The following is a 17,208-nucleotide window of genomic DNA, read 5'->3' on the forward strand; positions in this document are numbered from 1 at the left end:
AACAGACACACAAACCCCTACTACCCACAACCACACGGCCATGACCCTCAAAGATTGGTGAACCACTCCGACCAGACGGAGCGCTGAACCAGCTTACCGTGAAGCCTTCGCATCCGCAAACCGACTCGCCGTCAGTCCGTGGGGTATTCACTTCCCGGTCGCTGTCCCGTCCCGCGCTGTGCGCTCTGGCCGGGGCAACGAGATGTAACTCTAGACCGAGGCGGCCCGGGCAGGCAACTCAGAACCCCGTGACCTGCATCCCACACCGGAGCAGCGTCCTCTCCCCTGCGCCGCGGCGCGACTCTCCGACTGCCGTCCCGGCCGCATGGTCGGCCGGTCCCTCACCCCTGAGGCTCCACCAGCTCCGGCCCGTCGTTGCGCACGTTGCCCACCGCCGGGCTCACGGTCCTGCGCACCACGGCGGCCGGGTCGAACCCGGCGATCACCGCGGAGAGCAGGGCGCCGCCCTCGGCGCTGCCCCGCTCCGGTGCGAGCCACTCGTCCATCTGCGTCCGCGTGAGCATGACGGGCATGCGGTCGTGCACCTCGCGCAGGTGACCGCGCGCCTCCGTGGTGAGCACGGTGGCGGAGACGAGCCATCCGCTGGCGGCGGCGGGATCCGCACCGGCTGCCTCCTGCTCCTCCGCCGAGAGTCTGCGGAACTCGAACAGGCCCGCCATAAGCAGGAGAGGGTGCGCGGCGGACTCCATGAGCCAGGGCGTCTTCTCCGGCGTGGAGCCTCGACCCGGAGCATCGGCTGTACCTCCACCGGTCGAACCCGTCGCCCGCACCTCCCACTCGTAGTAGCCGCGGACCGGGACCACGCACCGGCGAGCGCCGAACGCGGCACGGAACGTCGGCTTGACCGCCGCCGTCTCGGCACGTGCGTTGAACGCACGGAACCCGGCTCTGAGATCTTTGGCCCAGCCGGGAACGAGCCCCCAACGAGCCGGCTCCAGCCGACGCTCGATCACGCCTCCCGCATCCGGTCTGTCGACGAGGATCGGGATCGTGGAACCCGGCGGCACGTTGTACCTCTCGGAGAACGCATGCGGCACCAGGGACGCGCCGAGTTCGTCCGCCAGGTCGGCGGGGTCGAGGGAGGTGTTGAGACGACCGCACATGCCCACGGATCCTGCCACCGTCTATACACTCGTGCCAATCCCCCGCATGCCGCACCCACGGGCGACGGCAGCGCACCGGACCTCGACACAGGAGCACTGATGAGCGCATCGTTCGACCCCATCGAGGAATCACGCCGGCAATGGATCGCACACGGCTGGGAGCAGGAGGCCGACGGCATGAGCCTCGTCATCTCCGTGATGCGCATCCACCAGCTGTTCCTCGCGCGCGTCGATCAGGTGCTGCGCCCGCTGTCGCTGACCTTCTCCCGCTACGAGGTGCTGGCCCTCCTGCAGTTCTCCCGGCGCGGCAGCCTGCCGATGAACAAGATCACCAAGCGCCTGCAGGTGCACGCGACCTCCACGACGAACTCCGTCGACCGGCTCGAGAGGGCCGGACTGGCGCGGCGCACCCCGCATCCCGGCGACGGCCGCACCACCCTCGTCGTCATCACCGAGGCCGGGAGGGAGCTCGTCGCCACGGCGACCCGCGCCCTCAACGCCGCAGTCTTCGCGGACCCGGGTCTGCCCGCAGCCTCAGCCCGTGAGCTGCTGGACCGGCTCAGCGAGCTGCGCACCGCGCTCGAGGGCCCGGTCGCCGAAGGCTGAGCGCTCCCGCACACCGGGCGCGCGGACCCGCCCTCGGACCCGTGCACCGGCCGGCCTCGCGCGCACCCCGCTCGCGCCGCTCCGGGTTCTGCCCCGCGCCGCCTGCCGCGGCAGGATCCCGGCCTCCTCGGCCAGATAGTTGGACGTCCTAGCAATTCTGCGTACGATTGAGAGTGCGCGTGGCCGGCACCACACCCGCCGCCGCACGCACCTGCCCCGGATCGGGGCGGGTCCGCAGCGCCCGCCGCACGGCGGGCACCACAGGACTTCGGAGGCTCAGGCATGTCGCACAGCACGGCATCGGTCATCCCGTTCGGACTCTCCGAGGAGCAGCGGGAGCTGTTCTCCATGTGCAGGGAGTTCGCGGACTCGGAACTCGCCCCTCACGCCCTCGACTGGGACGCGGAGAGCCGCTTCCCAGTCGAGACCATCCGGATGACCGCGGAACTGGGCATGGGCGGCATCTACATCGACGAGGAGTACGGCGGGGCCGGACTGGGGCGCATGGACGCCGTCCTCGTGTTCGAGGCGCTGGCCACGGGATGCCCCGCAGTCGCCAGCTACATCTCCATCCACAACATGGTCGCGAAGTGCCTGGAGCTCTTCGCGACGGAGGAGCAGAAGCAGCGCTGGCTCGTACCGCTGGCCGGCTTCGAGATGCTCTCCAGCTACTGCCTCACGGAGCCCAACGCCGGGTCGGACGCCGCGGCGCTGAAGACCTCCGCGCGCCGCGACGGGGACTTCTACGTGCTCAACGGCGTCAAGCAGTTCATCTCCGGCGCCGGCTCCTCGGACCTCTACCTCGTCATGGCGCGCACGGGGCAGGACGGCGCCCGCGGCATCTCCGCCTTCGTCGTCGAGGCGGGGACGAAGGGACTCTCCTTCGGCGCGAACGAGAAGAAGATGGGCTGGAAGGCGCAGCCGACACGGCAGGTCTTCATGGAGAACGTGCGCGTGCCGGCGGAGAACATGATCGGTTCCGAGGGCCAGGGCTTCAAGATCGCGATGAGCGGGCTGGACGGCGGGCGCCTCAACATCGGGGCGGCCTCGCTCGGCGGCGCACAGTCGGCGCTGGAGAAGGCGATCATGTACATGGGCGAGCGCCAGGCCTTCGGTCAGGATCTCACCGGGTTCCAGGCGCTGCGCTTCGAGGTCGCCGATCTCCAGGCGAAGCTGGAGGCCGCGCGGTCGCTCCTGTGGCGGGCCGCCTCGGCCTACGACGCGGAGGACCCGCACACCACGCTGCTCTCCGCGATGGGCAAGCTCACCGCCACGGACACCGGCTTCGAGGTCGCCAACCGGGCGCTGCAGATCTTCGGCGGCTACGGCTATCTGGCAGAGTACGGAGTGGAGAAGCTGGTCCGGGACCTCCGCGTCCACCAGATCCTCGAGGGAACCAACGAGATCATGCGCGTGATCATCTCGCGCAGGAGCACAGGAGTGGGATGAGTATGACAGCGGGAGCCGACGACGCGGCAGTCCTCACCTCGGTCTCAGGCGGGCTCGCCCGGATCGAGCTCAACAAGCCCCGGGCCATCAACGCCCTGTCCACGGACATGATTGACGCGATCGCAGCCGCGCTGGAGGAATGGCGCGGGGACGACTCCGTCTCCGCCGTCCTCCTCACCGGCCGCGGCGAGCGCGGGCTGTGCGCCGGCGGTGACATCAAGGCCATCCACCGCTCCCTCGTCTCCGGCTCCGGCGAGGCGGAGGAGTTCTGGCGTCGCGAGTACAGGATGAACCACACCATCGCGAACTATCCCAAGCCCTTCGTCGCGATCATGGACGGCTTCACGATGGGCGGCGGAGTGGGCGTGGCCGCCTACGGCTCCCACCGGATCGTCACGGAGACCTCGAAGGTGGGGATGCCGGAGACCGGGATCGGACTGTTCCCGGATGTCGGCGGCACCTGGCTGCTCGCCCGGGTGCCGCTGCGCGCCGGCATGCACCTCGCACTCACCGGGGAGCCCGTGGGCCCGGCGGACGCGATCCGCTACGGGCTCGCGGACACCTTCGTGCCGCAGGAGCAGCTGCCGGCGCTGTTCGAGGCCCTCGCCGCGGACCCGGCGGACGTGGACTCGGTCGTCGCAGGCTTCGCCGTAGTACCTCCGGACTCCCAGCTCTCCCCGGACGAGGAGTGGATCGCGGGGACCTACGACCGGGGCACGGCCCTGGAGACGGTGGAGGCGCTCGCCGCCCATCCCTCCCCCCGGGCCCAGGAGGCCGCGGCTCTCATCCGCACCAAGTCGCCCCTGTCCGTCGCCGTCACCTTCGAGATGGTGCGCACGGCGGAGGACATGACGCTCGACCAGGTCCTCGAGCGCGATCTCGCGGCAGGGCTGGAGATCGGCCGGCACCCGGACCTGCGCGAGGGGATCCGCGCGCAGGTGATCGACAAGGACCGGAACCCGCAGTGGAATCCCGCCTCTCTGGAGGAGCTCGACCCCGCGACGGTCACCGCAGTGGTGGGAGCCGTCACCGATCGGAAGGTGTTCGCATGACACAGGCAGACAGCGGCGCGGCCGCACGCACGGCAGTGCCGCACGGCGCGCTTGCGCAGACCGAGTTCGAGACGATCCTCGTCGAGGTGAGCGACGGCATCGCCACCCTCACCCTCAACCGGCCGAAGGCGCTCAACGCCCTCAACCTGCAGGTGCTCGAGGACGTCACCGCCGCCGCCGAGGCCGCGGACGCCGACGACGACATCCGCGTCATCGTGCTGACGGGGCAGGACCGGGCGTTCGCCGCCGGGGCGGACATCAAGGAGATGTCCACGCTCGACTTCTCCGTGGCCTACCGCCGCAACTGGTTCGCCGGCTGGAACCGGCTCACCGCGGTGTCGAAGCCGATCATCACCGCCGTCAACGGCTTCGCCCTGGGGGGCGGCTGCGAGCTGGCCATGATGGGCGACATCCTCATCGCCTCGGAGAAGGCGAAGTTCGGCCAGCCGGAGATCAACCTCGGCGTCCTGCCCGGCATGGGCGGATCACAGCGGCTCACCCGTGCCGTGGGCAAGGCCAAGGCGATGGATCTCTGCCTCACGGGCCGCATGATGGATGCGGAGGAGGCCGAGCGCGCCGGCCTCGTGGCCCGCGTGGTTCCCCATGACGAGCTCGCCGCCACCGCACGGGAGATCGCGGAGACGATCGCGGCGAAGTCCCTCATCGCCGCCGGCATGGTGAAGGAGGCCGTCAACGCCGCCTTCGAGACCACGCTGGAGCAGGGTCTGCGCTACGAGCGCCGGCTCTTCCACTCCTCGCTCGCCACCGCGGACCAGTCCGAGGGAATGGCGGCATTCATCGAGAAGCGGGATCCGCACTTCACGGACAGCTGAGCTGCTCCGCGGTGCGGGGCCGGCCGCGCCTGTGTCCGCCGCTCACGCGCGCGGACGGGCGCGGCCGCTCCTGTGTCCGCACTCGCCGCCCGTGCGGTCCGGCCCGCCGGTGAGCGCGGGTGCTGCTGTTCGATCGTTCGACAACGCGCTAGGGTGGATGCATTCCGTCACAGTCGACGCACAAGGAGAACCATGTCGCTGCCCGAGGCCCTCGCTCGTCCGCTGAGCGTGCCCGTCATCGCCTCCCCCATGTTCATCGCCTCCGGGCCCGAGCTCATCAAGGCCCAGTGCCAGTCGGGGATCGTGGGGTCCTTCCCCACGCTCAACGCCCGGCCCAAGGAGCAGCTCACGGACTGGCTGGCGGAGATCACGGAGGAGAACGAGGCATTCGCGCGGGCCCACCCGGAACAGCCCGTGGGTCCGCTGGCGACCAACCTCATCGTGCACAAGACGAACGACCGCCTCGAGCACGACCTCGGCGTCGTCGTCGACCACAAGGTGCCGATCGTCATCACCTCGCTCGGAGCCCGCGAGGACGTCAACGCGGCCGTGCACAGCTACGGCGGCGTCGTGCTCCACGACGTCATCAACAACCGCTTCGCCCACAAGGCGGTGGAGAAGGGCGCCGACGGCCTCATCGCAGTGGCCGCCGGTGCGGGCGGGCACGCGGGCGCGCTCTCGCCGTTCGCGCTGGTCCAGGAGATCCGCGAATGGTTCGACGGCCCGCTGGCGCTCTCCGGCGCGCTCGCCCACGGCCGCTCGATCCTCGCCGCACAGGTGATGGGGGCGGACTTCGGCTACGTGGGTTCGGCGTTCCTCAGCACGCCGGAGGCGAACGTCGCGGACGAGTACCGCACCATGGTCGTGGAGTCCTCCGCCTCGGACATCGTCTACTCCAACCTCTTCACCGGTGTGCACGGCAACTACCTGCGGGGGTCGATCGCCCGCGCCGGTCTCGACCCGGACGACCTCCCGGTCTCGGATCCCTCCGCGATGACCTTCGGCTCGGACCGGGATGCGAAGAAGCCCAAGGCCTGGAAGGAGATCTGGGGCTCCGGGCAGGGCATCGGCACCATCAGCGAGTCCGAGTCCGCACGCGTCCTCATCGCGCGCCTGGCGGAGCAGTACGCCGAGGCGAAGGCGGGTTCCCACGTGCTCGTCTGAGTGCGCTCGCGCGCGTGAGGGCCCGGGAGAGGAACAGGTGTTCCGCCCGGGCCCTCTGCCGTCCCTGAGCGGGATGGCGCCGTCACGCGTGCGGAAATGCCGCGTGGCCCGCAGGCGGCCGCCGCACAGTCAGCTGTGCAGGCGCACATACCGGTGCAGGCGCTCGATGCCCCTGCCGTCCGCGGGGACCGCTGCGAGCGCCTCCTCCACGCGCGCACGCACCGCAGTCTCGTCGAAGGACTCACCGATCACCACGAGGACGCTCTCCGGGCCTTCGGATCCCTCGCCGGCCTCGGGCGCGGGAGGCTCCGTCAGCACGGGGACGCTCGCAGAACCTTCAGAACATTCGCCGGCCTCGGGTGCGGGAGGCTCTGCCAGCACAGGCGCGCTCCGGGAGACGTAGACGGTGGGTCCCACCGCCTGCACGCCGTACACGCGCGGCCGGCCCCGCTCCTGCACGGCGAGCGTCCCCTTCACCCGGTACACCCCCGGCGGCAGGTCCTCGAGCAGGTCCAGCACCGCTCCGGCATCCGCGCAGCCCGGTGAGCGCACAGTGACGGAGAGCGCGTGCCTGTGCGGGATCGCAGAGTCGTCGATCCCCTCCAGCGCGGCGCGGTCCCTCTCCTCGTAGGCCTCGCGCAGGAGGTCCCAGACCGGCAGCTCGCCCTGGGCCTCGGGTGCGGGCTCTCCCTCGCCCGCGGCGATGTCCGCGCTGCGTGCGCCCGGGTCCATGAGGAGCAGCGGATCGAGGCGGCCGAAGGCCGTGCCGGTGACCAGCGCGCGCGGATTGCGCGAGTGCACCCGTGCGCGCACCGCCTCCACCGTCGCCTCGCGCTCCGCAGCGGGCACCTGATCGAGCTTGTTGACCACCACCAGCGTCGTGGCCGCGTAGCGGACGGGCGCGGCCTCCGCGGTGTCCACCGTCGCGGCGTGCATGAGGGCGTCCACCACGTCGACGACCCCGGCGAGGTGGAAGCGGTGGCGGCCCCACCGGCTCACCATGCGTGCGAGGGTGAGGGGCTCGGCGAAGCCGCTCGCCTCCACGATGATCGCGTCGAGAGCGAGGCGCGGCCTGGCCAGCTGTGCGAGGGCGTCCTCGAGCGCACTCGTGTCACTGAGGCAGCAGATGCAGCCGCCGGCGATGGAGACCGGCTCATTCACCTGTCCGGCGACCATGCCCGCGTCCACGTTGAGGTCGCCGAAGTCGTTGACGACGACGCCCACCCGGGCGTCAGGGTGCCGCAGAAGATGGTTGAGCAGGCTCGTCTTGCCGGCACCCAGGAATCCGGTGAGCAGGATGACGGGGACGGCTCCGGCATCGCTGCGCTGCGCTCCGGTCACGGGTTCCTCCTCTTCGGTTCGCCATGCTCCCCGGGGACACTCCTCCGGTCGAGCGCCTCCACAGTAGTGCACGGTCCCCGGAGCGGAACACGGAAGGGACCACACCGCGCGTGAGCGGGCGGTGCGTCGGTCCGCAGGCACCGGCACGCCTCTGCGAGGGCCGTAGAGTCATGGCATGACGATCCTGTTCGCCTGCGCCTATGCGCTCATCTGGTCGACGGGCTTCGTGGTCGCCCGCTTCATCGAGGGTGCTGCCGCACCGACCATGTTCCTGTTCCTGCGGTTCTCGCTCGCAGCAGTGGCGCTCTTCCTGCTCTGCCTCCTGCTGCGGCAGCGAATGCCGCGGCTGCGGGAGGCCGCACGCCACGTGGGGGTGGGCGCGCTCCTCAACGGCGCCTACCTCTGTCTGGGATACGCCGCAGTGGCACAGGGACTGCCTGTGGCCGTCATGACGCTGCTGGGCGGCTGGCAGCCGGTGCTCGCGCTCGTGGTGACGGCCCTCGCCGCCCGGAGGGTGCCCGGCCGGGCGGTGCTGGCGGGAGTGGTTCTCTCGCTCGGCGGCATCGCCCTGGTGCTCCTGCCGGCGCTGCGGTCCGGAGGGGGCGGCGGCATCACCGCGACGACGCTGGGACTCGGGATCGCCTCGGTCACGGTGCTCACGCTGGGCGTGCTGGCACAGACACGGGTGCGCAGGACCGCCCTGCTGCCCGCCGTCGCCTGGCAGACCACCGGCGGCGCAGTGGTCGCCGCGGTCGTCTCCGCAGCGCTGCGGGACCCGTGGCCCGCATGGAGCGGGACCCTGGGGCTGGCACTGGCCTGGTCCGTCGCCGGCATCTCCCTGACGGGGATGCTCCTCATGGTCCATCTCACCCGCACTCGCGGTCCGGTGTTCGTCTCCGTGCTCGTGCTCACCGCTCCCCCGCTGGCCGCGCTCGAGGCGATGGCGCTGTTCGGGGAGACCGTCACCGCGGTGCAGGCCGTGGGCATCGCAGTGGTGCTGTGCGGAGTGGGCGCCGCGCAGCTGAGCAGGAGGACGCGGGAATAGGGCGGGGCACGGTTTGCGATCCCACTGACTCATTGCCAGCAGGGCTTGCGATGTGTGGAAAACCGCGCGTAGGCTCGGAGCATGGCCGTTGCAGAGAACCCCGCCGGGACCGCCGACCGCGCCCGGCAGGCGATTCAGGCCAGCGGCATGTCGCAGCGCCGGGTGGCGCGTGCGATGGGCCTGGACGAGACCAAACTGTCCAAGTCGCTCTCCGGCCACCGTCGCTTCTCCGCCGACGAGGTCCTCGCACTCGCCACCGCGACCGGTGTGACGGCGCAGTGGCTGCTCGGCAACGCCGACGAGGTCTCCGTCGCGCCGCCGCACCTGCGCCTCGGCGCGGCAGGCGGCGAGGCACCTGACGACGGTGCCGGGGAGACCGGCGAGCAGGCGGTGCGGCGCAGATCCATCGTCGAAGCGGCGTGGGAGCTCTTCTCCCGGCACGGTTTCGAGGCGGTGAGGATCGCGGACATCGCGGAGGCGGCGGGAATCTCCGCGGCCGGCGTCCACTACCACTTCGCCGGCAAGGACGAGCTCATCACCGCCGCACTGCGCTATTCGGTCAAGCTCGCGTTCGACCGCCAGATCGCCTGGCTCTCGGACGTGCGCGACCCCTCCGCCCGTCTCGACCGGCTGCTCGAGATGCAGTCGCCCACCGGCCCCAGCGGCCCCTCGGAGTGGTCCATCTGGCTCCAGACCTGGAACCGGCTGGCCCTGGCCGAGGAGCCGGACCCGGAGTACGTCTCGCTCTACGCGCGCTGGTCCCAGACGGTGCGCGCCACGATCGAGGCGGGGCAGCGCACCGGCGCGTTCCGCGACGGCGACAGCCGGGCCATGGCCGACGAGCTCACCTCCGTGCTCGACGGCCTCGGCATCAAACTCCTCACCGGAGTGCTCGATGCCCCCACATTCCAGCACCGGCTCCGCGGGTACGTGGCGCGTTCCGTCATCCGCCCCGCCGAGTCGAGCTGAACCGAGCGGAACTCCCGCTCACAGTCACACGTCCCTCACACCCCCACACCCTGAGGAGCACCCATGAATCGGAAGGTCGTTCTCACCTGCGCTGTCACCGGAGCCGGTGACACCACGGGCAAGAGCGAATTCGTCCCCGTCACCCCGGAGGAGATCGCAGCAGACGCGATCGCCGCCGCGCGGGCCGGGGCCTCGGTCGTGCACATCCACGTCCGGGATCTCGAGACCAAACTCGGATCGCGCGAGGTCGCCTACTACCGTGAGGTGGTCCGCCTCATCCAGGCCTCGGACGTCGATCCCGTCATCAACCTCACCGCCGGGATGGGCGGCGACCTCGTGATCGACCCCCACGACCCCACCACGCATCTTCCGGGCACGGACCTGGTCAGCGGCCTCGACCGCCTCCCCCACGTGGAGGAGCTCCTGCCGGAGATCTGCACGCTCGACTGCGGTTCGCTCAACTTCGGAGAGGGCTCGAACCTCTACGTCTCCACGCCGGACATGCTGCGTGAGGGCGCCGCCCGGATCCAGGAGCTGGGCGTGCGGCCGGAGCTCGAGATCTTCGACACCGGCAACCTGTGGTTCGCCAACGTCATGGTCTCCGAGGGACTCATCGATCCGCCGCCGCTGTACCAGCTGTGCATGGGCATCCCCTACGGCGCACCGGTGGACGCCGGCCTGCTGCAGGCGATGGTGCACCTCCTGCCCGAGGGCGCGGAGTTCACCTCGTTCGCCATCGGCCGCGATCAGCTGCCGTGGGTGGCGCAGTCCGTGCTCGCCGGCGGGCACGCCCGCGTGGGCCTCGAGGACAACCTCTACCTGTCCAAGGGCGTCAAGGCGACCAATGCCGCGCTCACGGACCGCGCGGTCGGCATCATCGAGGGGCTGGGCGCCTCGGTCGCGACTCCGGACGAGGCCCGCGAGATCCTCAACCTCAAGGTGCAGGCACCGGCCCTGGAAGGAGCCGCCAAGTGAGCCGCCGCGGGAACGTCGAGGACGTCAGGACCATCGCCTGCGTGGGCGCGGGCACCATCGGCGGAGGCTGGGCCGCCTACTTCCTGGCCCGCGGCTACACCGTGAAGGTCTGGGACCCCTCCCCCGAGGCCGGCGAGCGGCTCACGCGGCTCATCGACAACGCATGGCCCGCGCTCCGGGAGCTCGATCTGCTCGACGGCGCGGACAAGGACGCCTGGACCGTGCACACGGACCTCGCCGAGGCCGTGGAGGGCGTGGACTTCGTGCAGGAGTCCGCACCGGAGGATCTGGAGCTCAAGCGCAGGCTGTTCGCGGATCTCGACAGCGTGTGCGCCCCCGATGTCGTCATCGCCTCCTCCACCTCCGGCTACAGCATGACGGAGATGGCGACGGAGGTGACCGGCGGCGACCGCTTCGTCGTGGGGCACCCGTTCAACCCGCCCTACCTCATCCCGCTGGTCGAGGTGGTCGGGGGCGAGAAGACCGCGCCCGAGGCCGTCACCTGGGCCGCGGACTTCTACACCTTCATCGGCAAGTCCGTCATCCGGATGGACCGGGAGGTGCCCGGCTTCATCGCCAACAGGCTCCAGGAGGCCCTGTGGCGGGAGGCGCTGCACATGATCGACAACGGCGAGGCCACCGTCGACCAGATCGACCGCTCCATCACTGATGGTCCGGGCCTCCGCTGGCCGTTCCACGGCCCGATGCTCACCTTCCACCTCGCCGGCGGCGAAGGCGGGATGGCGCACATGCTCGACCACTTCGGCCCCTCGCTGAAGTCGCCGTGGACCCGGCTGACCGCGCCGGAGCTCACCGAGCAGCTCCGCAACGCCACCGTGGACGGCTGCCAGACCGCGAGCGGTGAGCGTTCGCACCGCGATCTGGTGCTGGAGCGCGACGCCGGCATCGTCGCCCTCCGGAAGCTCACGCAGAGCCTGACGACGAAGGCCCCTGCGCAGAGCGACTCCGTGGCCTGAGCGAGGTCAGCGGCTCGGCGTGAGCGGGGTCAGTTACTCAGCCTGAGCGAAGTCGACGGCCGGTGCCTCTGCAGGGATGACATCACCCCTGCAGAGGCACCGGCCTTTTCCGGGCGAGGCTGCGGAGTTCAAACGCGTCAGCTTGCGAGCACGCGGGCTTTCACTGCCGCCACGTCATGTTCCAACCGGTCCAAAGCAGTCCGAAGGTCATCGTCCCGCAGCTCCGACAGCCCGTCCGTGATGAAACGCCGCACCAGCGACGACACAGACACTCCATCTGCTGTGGCCTGCACCTGCAAGGCTCCCAACACCTCTTGCGGGATCCTCAAAGTCAACGATGCAGAGGCACCATTGTTGGGTTTGGTCCATTCTCCCTCTGGCACGTGGTCACGGTACTCAGCGGCATCAGCTTCCAGCTCAGCACGGATCGCCTCACGGACCTCAGCCGGGATCGGTTCGTTCATCGTCCCGCCCTTCCTCATAGAGCTTCAGATACCCATTGTTCGCAGTCCAGGCGTTGCCCCCGTAGAGTCGCCCGCCGGACCTGACGACGATCACGACGAGCACCTCTTGGCGTGCCCTGCTCCATCCGACATAGCGGTCGGACCGGCCCGAACGACTTGCCGGATCAGGAGACCTCAGTAATGCGTGAGGATCGTTGATCGCTTCCATGGCCTCCTCCGATGTGACCCCGTGCCGCTCCCACATGTGAGCAATGGCCTCGGGAACCCATTCGACATCGACCATACTTCGAGTGTAAGACGCTCGTCATACATCCACAAGAGCCGACCCCGCAGAAGTACAGCGCTTCAGCTCCCCAGCCAAACCCTCAAGCAGGGATCACGCGTCTGACACCAAACGACTTTGGTCGGGCTGACCCGACACCACCTGCCGGACTACAGAAGCTCTATTGGGCAACCGCACGCCTGGCCCGGGGGCATACACAGTCCAGGGGTGTGCTGCGGACATTCGCAGCACACCCCTGCACTCCTACAGCGTCACGAGACTGAACTTCGCCTCACATCAGCGCTGAGCGTGCTGTGTTGGATCAACAAGCACGTATCCTCGCCCGGGCCCCGAGCTCGGGGGCAACGGCTTGCCCGCTACTGACGTGATCTCTGGGCCGGCAGACCCGCCCCGAGGGCCGACTTCACGATACTGGCCGCTCGTCTACGTCCGTTCGCCTGGGCGAAAATCTGGTCACTCATCGTGACCTCCTTACTGTGTACTCAGACCAGCAGGAGGCACCCACGTTTTGGGTTGCCAACGATCCTGAAGTACCGTGGCTGATGCTTTGCGTAAGCAGCAGACCGGCCCTGGTCTGGATTTGAGCGGTCTTCCACTGCCATGGAAGACCGCTCAAAGCTTTAGTGTCTCCATCTCAGAACTCCCAATCCTCGTCCTCGGTGTTCTCCGCCTTGCCGATCACGTAGGACGAGCCGGAGCCGGAGAAGAAGTCGTGGTTCTCGTCGCTGTTGGGCGAGAGCGCGGACAGGATCGCCGGGTTCACGTCCGTGACCTCGCGCGGGAACATGGGCTCGTAGCCCAGGTTCATGAGCGCCTTGTTCGCGTTGTAGTGGAGGAACTTCTTCACGTCCTCGCTCAGCCCCACGCCGTCGTAGAGATCGTGAGTGTACTGCACCTCGTTCTCGTACAGCTCGAAGAGCAGGTTGAACGTGTACTCCTTGAGCTCCTCACGCCGCGCCTCGTCCACCTGCTCCAGGCCGCGCTGGTACTTGTAGCCGATGTAGTAGCCGTGCACGGCCTCGTCACGGATGATGAGGCGGATGAGGTCCGCGGTGTTCGTGAGCTTGGCCCGCGAGGACCAGTACATGGGCAGGTAGAAGCCGGAGTAGAAGAGGAAGGACTCCAGCAGCGTCGAGGCGACCTTGCGCTTGAGCGGATCGTCCCCGTGGTAGTAGGAGAGGATGATCTCCGCCTTGCGCTGCAGGTTCTGGTTCTCCGTGGACCAGCGGAACGCCTCGTCGATCTCCTTGGTCGAGCTCAGGGTGGAGAAGATCGAGGAGTACGACTTCGCGTGCACGGACTCCATGAACGCGATGTTGGTGTACACGGCCTCCTCGTGCGGCGTGAGCGCATCAGGGATGAGCGAGACGGCGCCCACCGTCCCCTGGATGGTGTCCAGCAGGGTCAGCCCCGTGAAGACGCGCATGGTCAGCGTCTTCTCCTCCTCCGTGAGCGTCGACCAGGAGGGCACGTCGTTGGACAGCGGGACCTTCTCCGGCAGCCAGAAGTTGGCGGTGAGGCGATCCCACACCTCGAGGTCCACATCGTCCTGGATCCGGTTCCAGTTGATCGCGTCGACATGGGAGACGAGCGAGAGCTTCTCAGTCATTGCTTCCTCTACAGACTTCCTCTTGCGAAGGGTGGGAGCGCGGGCGGCGCCGGCTCCATGCGCCGTGCCGCCGCACCGGCAGTGCCAGCGTACTCGGATGCGCGGACACACCCGCCCGCCCGGAGGCGGACGGGTGTGCGGGGAACGGTCAGAGCATGCAGGACACGCAGCCGTCGACCTCGGTCCCGGCCAGCGCGAGCTGCCGCAGGCGGATGTAGTACAGGGTCTTGATGCCCTTCCGCCACGCGTAGATCTGCGCCTTGTTGATGTCGCGGGTCGTCGCGGTGTCCTTGAAGAACAGCGTGAGCGAGAGGCCCTGGTCCACGTGCTGCGTGGCCTCCGCGTAGGTGTCGATGATCTTCTCGTAGCCGATCTCGTACGCGTCCTGGTAGTACTCCAGGTTCTCGTTCGTCATGAAGGGCGCCGGGTAGTAGACGCGCCCGATCTTGCCCTCCTTGCGGATCTCGATCTTCGAGGCCACCGGGTGGATCGACGAGGTCGAGTGGTTGATGTAGGAGATCGAACCGGTGGGCGGCACCGCCTGCAGGTTCTGGTTGTAGATGCCGTGCTCGGCGACGTCCGCACGCAGCTGCTCCCAGTCCTCCTGCGTGGGGATGTGCACACCGGCGTCCGCGAACAGCTGCGCCACGCGCTCCGTGCGCGGCTTCCACTCCTGCTCCGTGTACTTGTCGAAGTACTCGCCCGAGGCGTACTTGGACTTCTCGAAGCCGGCGAACGTGCGCCCGCGCTCCTTCGCGATCTCCATCGACGCGCGCACCGCGTGATAGGCGACCGTGTAGAAGTACATGTTCGTGAAGTCCAGCCCTTCCTCGGAGCCGTAGTGGATGTGCTCGCGGGCGAGGTAGCCGTGCAGGTTCATCTGTCCCAGCCCCACCGCGTGGCTCATGTCGTTGCCGCGGGCGATGGAGGGCACGGAGTCGATGTCCGAGGTCTCCGAGACCGCGGTCAGGCCCCGGATCGCCGTCTCCACCGTCGCCCCCAGGTCCTCGGAGTCCATCGTGAGGGCGATGTTGAGCGAGCCCAGGTTGCAGGAGATGTCCTTGCCCACGGTCTCGTAGCCCAGGTCCGCGTCATAGCGGCTGGGCTCCGAGACCTGCAGGATCTCCGAGCACAGGTTGGACATCGTGACCTTGCCGTCGATCGGGTTGGCCCGGTTCACGGTGTCCTCGAACATGATGTACGGGTAGCCGGACTCGAACTGGATCTCCGCCAGCGTCTGGAAGAACTCGCGCGCGTCGATCTTCGTCTTGCGGATCCGCGCATCGTCGACCATCTCGTAGTACTTCTCCGTCACGGAGATCTCCGTGAACGGCACCCCGTAGACGCGCTCCACGTCGTACGGGCTGAAGAGGTACATGTCCTCCTTGCGCTTGGCCAGCTCGAACGTGATGTCCGGGATGACGACGCCCAGGGAGAGGGTCTTGATGCGGATCTTCTCGTCCGCGTTCTCCCGCTTGGTGTCGAGGAAGCGGTTGATGTCCGGGTGGTGGGCGTGCAGGTACACCGCACCTGCGCCCTGGCGCGCACCCAGCTGGTTGGCGTAGGAGAAGGAGTCCTCGAGCAGCTTCATGACGGGGATGACGCCGGAGGACTGGTTCTCGATCTTCTTGATGGGAGCGCCGTGCTCGCGGATGTTGGAGAGCGAGAACGCCACGCCGCCGCCGCGCTTGGACAGCTGGAGGGCGGAGTTGATGGACCGGCCGATCGACTCCATGTTGTCCTCGATCCGCAGCAGGAAGCACGAGACGAGCTCGCCGCGCTGCTTCTTCCCCGCGTTGAGGAAGGTGGGCGTGGCCGGCTGGAAGCGGCCGGAGATGATCTCCTCCACCAGCCGCGTCGCGAGCTTCTCGTCGCCGCGCGCCAGGAACAGCGCCACCATGACCACACGGTCCTCAAACCGCTCCAGGTAGCGCTTCCCGTCGAAGGTCTTGAGCGTGTAGGAGGTGTAGTACTTGAAGGCGCCCAGGAAGGTCTGGAAGCGGAACTTCTTCTCGTAGGCCAGCTGCGAGAGGCCCTTGATGAACTCGAAGGAGTACTGGTCCAGCACCTCACGCTCGTAGTAGTCGTGCTCGACGAGGTAGTCCAGCTTCTCCTTGAGGTCGTGGAAGAAGACGGTGTTGTTGTTCACGTGCTGCAGGAAGTACTGACGCGCGGCCTGCTTGTCCCGCTCGAACTGGATGCGGCCGTCCGCATCGTAGAGGTTGAGCATGGCATTGAGCGCGTGGTAATCGAGGTCCGTCTCCTCACGGATGACGGCCTCTACGTCGCGTGCGGCGCTGATGCTTGACACAGTTCGTCCAATCCCTTGTCTACGTTCTCCGCGTCCCCCGGCATGCCGAGGAGCTCGAAGCGGTAGAGAACGGGCACACCGCACTTGGCGGACACGATGTCCGCCGCGCGGCAGTAGTTCTCTCCGAAGTTGGTGTTCCCGGCCCCGATCACGCCCCGCAGACGCTCACGGTTGGCCTTGATGTTGAGGAACTTGATGACCTGCTTGGGCACCGACCCCCGGTGGGGGCCGGCGCCGTAGGTGGGTGTGATGAGGACGAAGGGCTCGTCCACGACGGGCATCTCGTCCTTCGTCAGCAGCGGCAGCCGCCGCACCGGGTGGTGCAGCTTCGCCGCGAAGCGGTGCGTGTACTCCGACGGACTCGAGTAGTAGACGACGAGCACGGGCCCGTCACACTCTCAGGCCACTGTCGCCGCGGTGCTCGCCTCAGCGCCGAGAGCACCGATCTTGTCCGGGCGGAAGCCGGACCAGTGGTCATTGTCCGTCACCACGACGGGTGCCTGCATGTAGCCCATCGCCTTGACCACGTCGAGGGCACCGGGGTCCTCGCTGAGGTCGACGCTCCGGTACTCGACGCCCTTGGCGTCGAGCGCACGGAACGTGGCGCTGCACTGCATGCATGCGGGCTTCGTGTAGACGGTGATCATGGGGCTCCTCGACCTTCCTCGGCAGCCGTTCCGGGGTCCTCCGCCGCGCGTCTCCGCGGTGTTCGCGCGGTTCGTGCGGGAGTTCCGGCCTCGACGGCCCAACCACTAGATGTTGTGTCCGGAGACAAGCGTACCCCCACATCGTGTGCTTACGCCATTGTGATTCCCGCAGTGAATCCTGCCGTCGGCGTGTCGCGCACACCCCCGTGCACAGCCTCGGCGAGGTTCTCCACAGGGTGGGAACGACAGTCGTGTGGTTCGCCTTCCCACTGCTGCCGCGGGAAGGCGCGCTCCGCCCCCGCCGGGACCCGCGCCGTCGTCCCCAGGCACCGCCGGCGGCTCACTGCACAGGGATTTCT

General features: G+C 68.4%; 17 protein-coding genes. 9 read left to right on the forward strand and 8 right to left on the reverse strand.

Annotated features, from left to right (window positions below):
* Positions 1–341 precede the first annotated feature (341 nt).
* Entirely contained in the window at positions 342–1,142 is an 801-nt protein-coding gene (locus ABD240_RS12070) for an SOS response-associated peptidase (RefSeq protein ID WP_344337474.1), read from the reverse strand.
* A gap of 81 nt (positions 1,143–1,223) precedes the next feature.
* On the opposite strand from ABD240_RS12070, the gene ABD240_RS12075 reads away from it, so the two are divergent.
* The 5 genes from ABD240_RS12075 to ABD240_RS12095 all read left to right on the forward strand — a co-directional run bounded on the left by ABD240_RS12075 (position 1,224) and on the right by ABD240_RS12095 (position 6,228).
* Positions 1,224–1,730, forward strand: coding sequence for a MarR family winged helix-turn-helix transcriptional regulator (locus tag ABD240_RS12075; protein ID WP_344337476.1), 507 nt, complete (start codon positions 1,224–1,226; stop codon positions 1,728–1,730).
* Positions 1,731–2,012: 282 nt separating this feature from the next.
* Positions 2,013–3,179: an acyl-CoA dehydrogenase family protein gene (locus tag ABD240_RS12080; RefSeq protein ID WP_344337478.1), complete on the forward strand. Its 1,167-nt coding sequence runs from the start codon at positions 2,013–2,015 to the stop codon at positions 3,177–3,179.
* Between the two features lie 2 nt (positions 3,180–3,181).
* Positions 3,182–4,231 (forward strand): enoyl-CoA hydratase/isomerase family protein, encoded by a 1,050-nt coding sequence (locus ABD240_RS12085; protein ID WP_344337480.1) that lies wholly within the window; start codon positions 3,182–3,184, stop codon positions 4,229–4,231.
* Positions 4,228–5,064, forward strand: a complete 837-nt coding sequence (locus ABD240_RS12090) for an enoyl-CoA hydratase (RefSeq protein WP_291795129.1) — start codon at positions 4,228–4,230, stop codon at positions 5,062–5,064. The genes ABD240_RS12085 and ABD240_RS12090 overlap by 4 nt, the downstream gene beginning before the upstream one ends.
* Positions 5,065–5,256: 192 nt before the next feature.
* Positions 5,257–6,228: an NAD(P)H-dependent flavin oxidoreductase gene (locus ABD240_RS12095; RefSeq protein ID WP_291795131.1), complete on the forward strand. Its 972-nt coding sequence runs from the start codon at positions 5,257–5,259 to the stop codon at positions 6,226–6,228.
* Between the two features lie 129 nt (positions 6,229–6,357).
* Here the strand turns inward: ABD240_RS12095 and ABD240_RS12100 are convergent, their stop codons facing one another.
* Positions 6,358–7,569: a CobW family GTP-binding protein gene (locus ABD240_RS12100; RefSeq protein WP_291795132.1), complete on the reverse strand. Its 1,212-nt coding sequence runs from the start codon at positions 7,567–7,569 to the stop codon at positions 6,358–6,360.
* 175 nt (positions 7,570–7,744) lie between these two features.
* Here ABD240_RS12100 and ABD240_RS12105 point away from each other — a divergent pair, with 175 nt between their 5' ends.
* The 4 genes from ABD240_RS12105 (at position 7,745) to ABD240_RS12120 (ending at position 11,535) form a co-directional block, all read left to right on the forward strand.
* Entirely contained in the window at positions 7,745–8,614 is an 870-nt protein-coding gene (locus tag ABD240_RS12105) for a DMT family transporter (protein WP_291795134.1), read from the forward strand.
* Positions 8,615–8,695: 81 nt separating this feature from the next.
* Positions 8,696–9,583: a TetR/AcrR family transcriptional regulator gene (locus ABD240_RS12110; RefSeq protein ID WP_344337485.1), complete on the forward strand. Its 888-nt coding sequence runs from the start codon at positions 8,696–8,698 to the stop codon at positions 9,581–9,583.
* A 63-nt stretch (positions 9,584–9,646) separates the two neighbouring features.
* Positions 9,647–10,558, forward strand: a complete 912-nt coding sequence (locus ABD240_RS12115; protein WP_291795138.1) for a beta-keto acid cleavage family enzyme — start codon at positions 9,647–9,649, stop codon at positions 10,556–10,558.
* Positions 10,555–11,535, forward strand: a complete 981-nt coding sequence (locus ABD240_RS12120) for a 3-hydroxyacyl-CoA dehydrogenase NAD-binding domain-containing protein (protein ID WP_291795140.1) — start codon at positions 10,555–10,557, stop codon at positions 11,533–11,535. The genes ABD240_RS12115 and ABD240_RS12120 overlap by 4 nt, the downstream gene beginning before the upstream one ends.
* A 137-nt stretch (positions 11,536–11,672) precedes the next feature.
* Here ABD240_RS12120 and ABD240_RS12125 read toward each other — a convergent pair whose 3' ends face one another.
* From ABD240_RS12125 to nrdH, 6 genes are all read right to left on the reverse strand, one after another.
* The gene (locus ABD240_RS12125) at positions 11,673–11,999 is read right to left on the reverse strand and encodes a hypothetical protein (protein WP_291795142.1); all 327 of its coding nucleotides are present in this window, start codon (positions 11,997–11,999) and stop codon (positions 11,673–11,675) included.
* On the reverse strand, positions 11,977–12,282 hold the full coding sequence (locus tag ABD240_RS12130) for a BrnT family toxin (RefSeq protein ID WP_344337489.1): 306 nt from the start codon (positions 12,280–12,282) through the stop codon (positions 11,977–11,979). The genes ABD240_RS12125 and ABD240_RS12130 overlap by 23 nt, the downstream gene beginning before the upstream one ends.
* A 634-nt stretch (positions 12,283–12,916) precedes the next feature.
* A complete protein-coding gene (nrdF, locus tag ABD240_RS12135) occupies positions 12,917–13,891 on the reverse strand; it encodes a class 1b ribonucleoside-diphosphate reductase subunit beta (protein ID WP_344337491.1) in 975 nt (324 codons plus the stop codon).
* 148 nt (positions 13,892–14,039) lie between these two features.
* Positions 14,040–16,193, reverse strand: coding sequence for a class 1b ribonucleoside-diphosphate reductase subunit alpha (gene nrdE / locus ABD240_RS12140; protein WP_425547016.1), 2,154 nt, complete (start codon positions 16,191–16,193; stop codon positions 14,040–14,042).
* Positions 16,172–16,585, reverse strand: a complete 414-nt coding sequence (gene nrdI / locus ABD240_RS12145) for a class Ib ribonucleoside-diphosphate reductase assembly flavoprotein NrdI (RefSeq protein ID WP_291795150.1) — start codon at positions 16,583–16,585, stop codon at positions 16,172–16,174. Before nrdI ends, nrdE begins: the two co-directional genes overlap by 22 nt.
* 15 nt (positions 16,586–16,600) lie before the next feature.
* Positions 16,601–16,849 carry a glutaredoxin-like protein NrdH gene (gene nrdH / locus ABD240_RS12150; RefSeq protein WP_291795152.1) on the reverse strand — a complete coding sequence of 83 codons (249 nt, stop codon included), beginning with the start codon at positions 16,847–16,849 and terminating at the stop codon, positions 16,601–16,603.
* Positions 16,850–17,208 lie beyond the last annotated feature (359 nt).

Origin of the sequence: Brevibacterium salitolerans, assembly GCF_039531405.1 — a bacterium.
Lineage (GTDB): Bacteria > Actinomycetota > Actinomycetes > Actinomycetales > Brevibacteriaceae > Brevibacterium > Brevibacterium salitolerans.

Coding starts and splice junctions, on each gene's coding strand:
- ABD240_RS12075 (WP_344337476.1), top strand. CDS start 1,224: ATGAGCGCATCGTTCGACCCCATCGAGGAATCACGCCGGCAATGGATC.
- ABD240_RS12080 (WP_344337478.1), top strand. CDS start 2,013: ATGTCGCACAGCACGGCATCGGTCATCCCGTTCGGACTCTCCGAGGAG.
- ABD240_RS12085 (WP_344337480.1), top strand. CDS start 3,182: ATGACAGCGGGAGCCGACGACGCGGCAGTCCTCACCTCGGTCTCAGGC.
- ABD240_RS12090 (WP_291795129.1), top strand. CDS start 4,228: ATGACACAGGCAGACAGCGGCGCGGCCGCACGCACGGCAGTGCCGCAC.
- ABD240_RS12095 (WP_291795131.1), top strand. CDS start 5,257: ATGTCGCTGCCCGAGGCCCTCGCTCGTCCGCTGAGCGTGCCCGTCATC.
- ABD240_RS12105 (WP_291795134.1), top strand. CDS start 7,745: ATGACGATCCTGTTCGCCTGCGCCTATGCGCTCATCTGGTCGACGGGC.
- ABD240_RS12110 (WP_344337485.1), top strand. CDS start 8,696: ATGGCCGTTGCAGAGAACCCCGCCGGGACCGCCGACCGCGCCCGGCAG.
- ABD240_RS12115 (WP_291795138.1), top strand. CDS start 9,647: ATGAATCGGAAGGTCGTTCTCACCTGCGCTGTCACCGGAGCCGGTGAC.
- ABD240_RS12125 (WP_291795142.1), bottom strand. CDS start 11,999: ATGAACGAACCGATCCCGGCTGAGGTCCGTGAGGCGATCCGTGCTGAG.
- ABD240_RS12130 (WP_344337489.1), bottom strand. CDS start 12,282: ATGGTCGATGTCGAATGGGTTCCCGAGGCCATTGCTCACATGTGGGAG.
- nrdF (WP_344337491.1), bottom strand. CDS start 13,891: ATGACTGAGAAGCTCTCGCTCGTCTCCCATGTCGACGCGATCAACTGG.
- nrdH (WP_291795152.1), bottom strand. CDS start 16,849: ATGATCACCGTCTACACGAAGCCCGCATGCATGCAGTGCAGCGCCACG.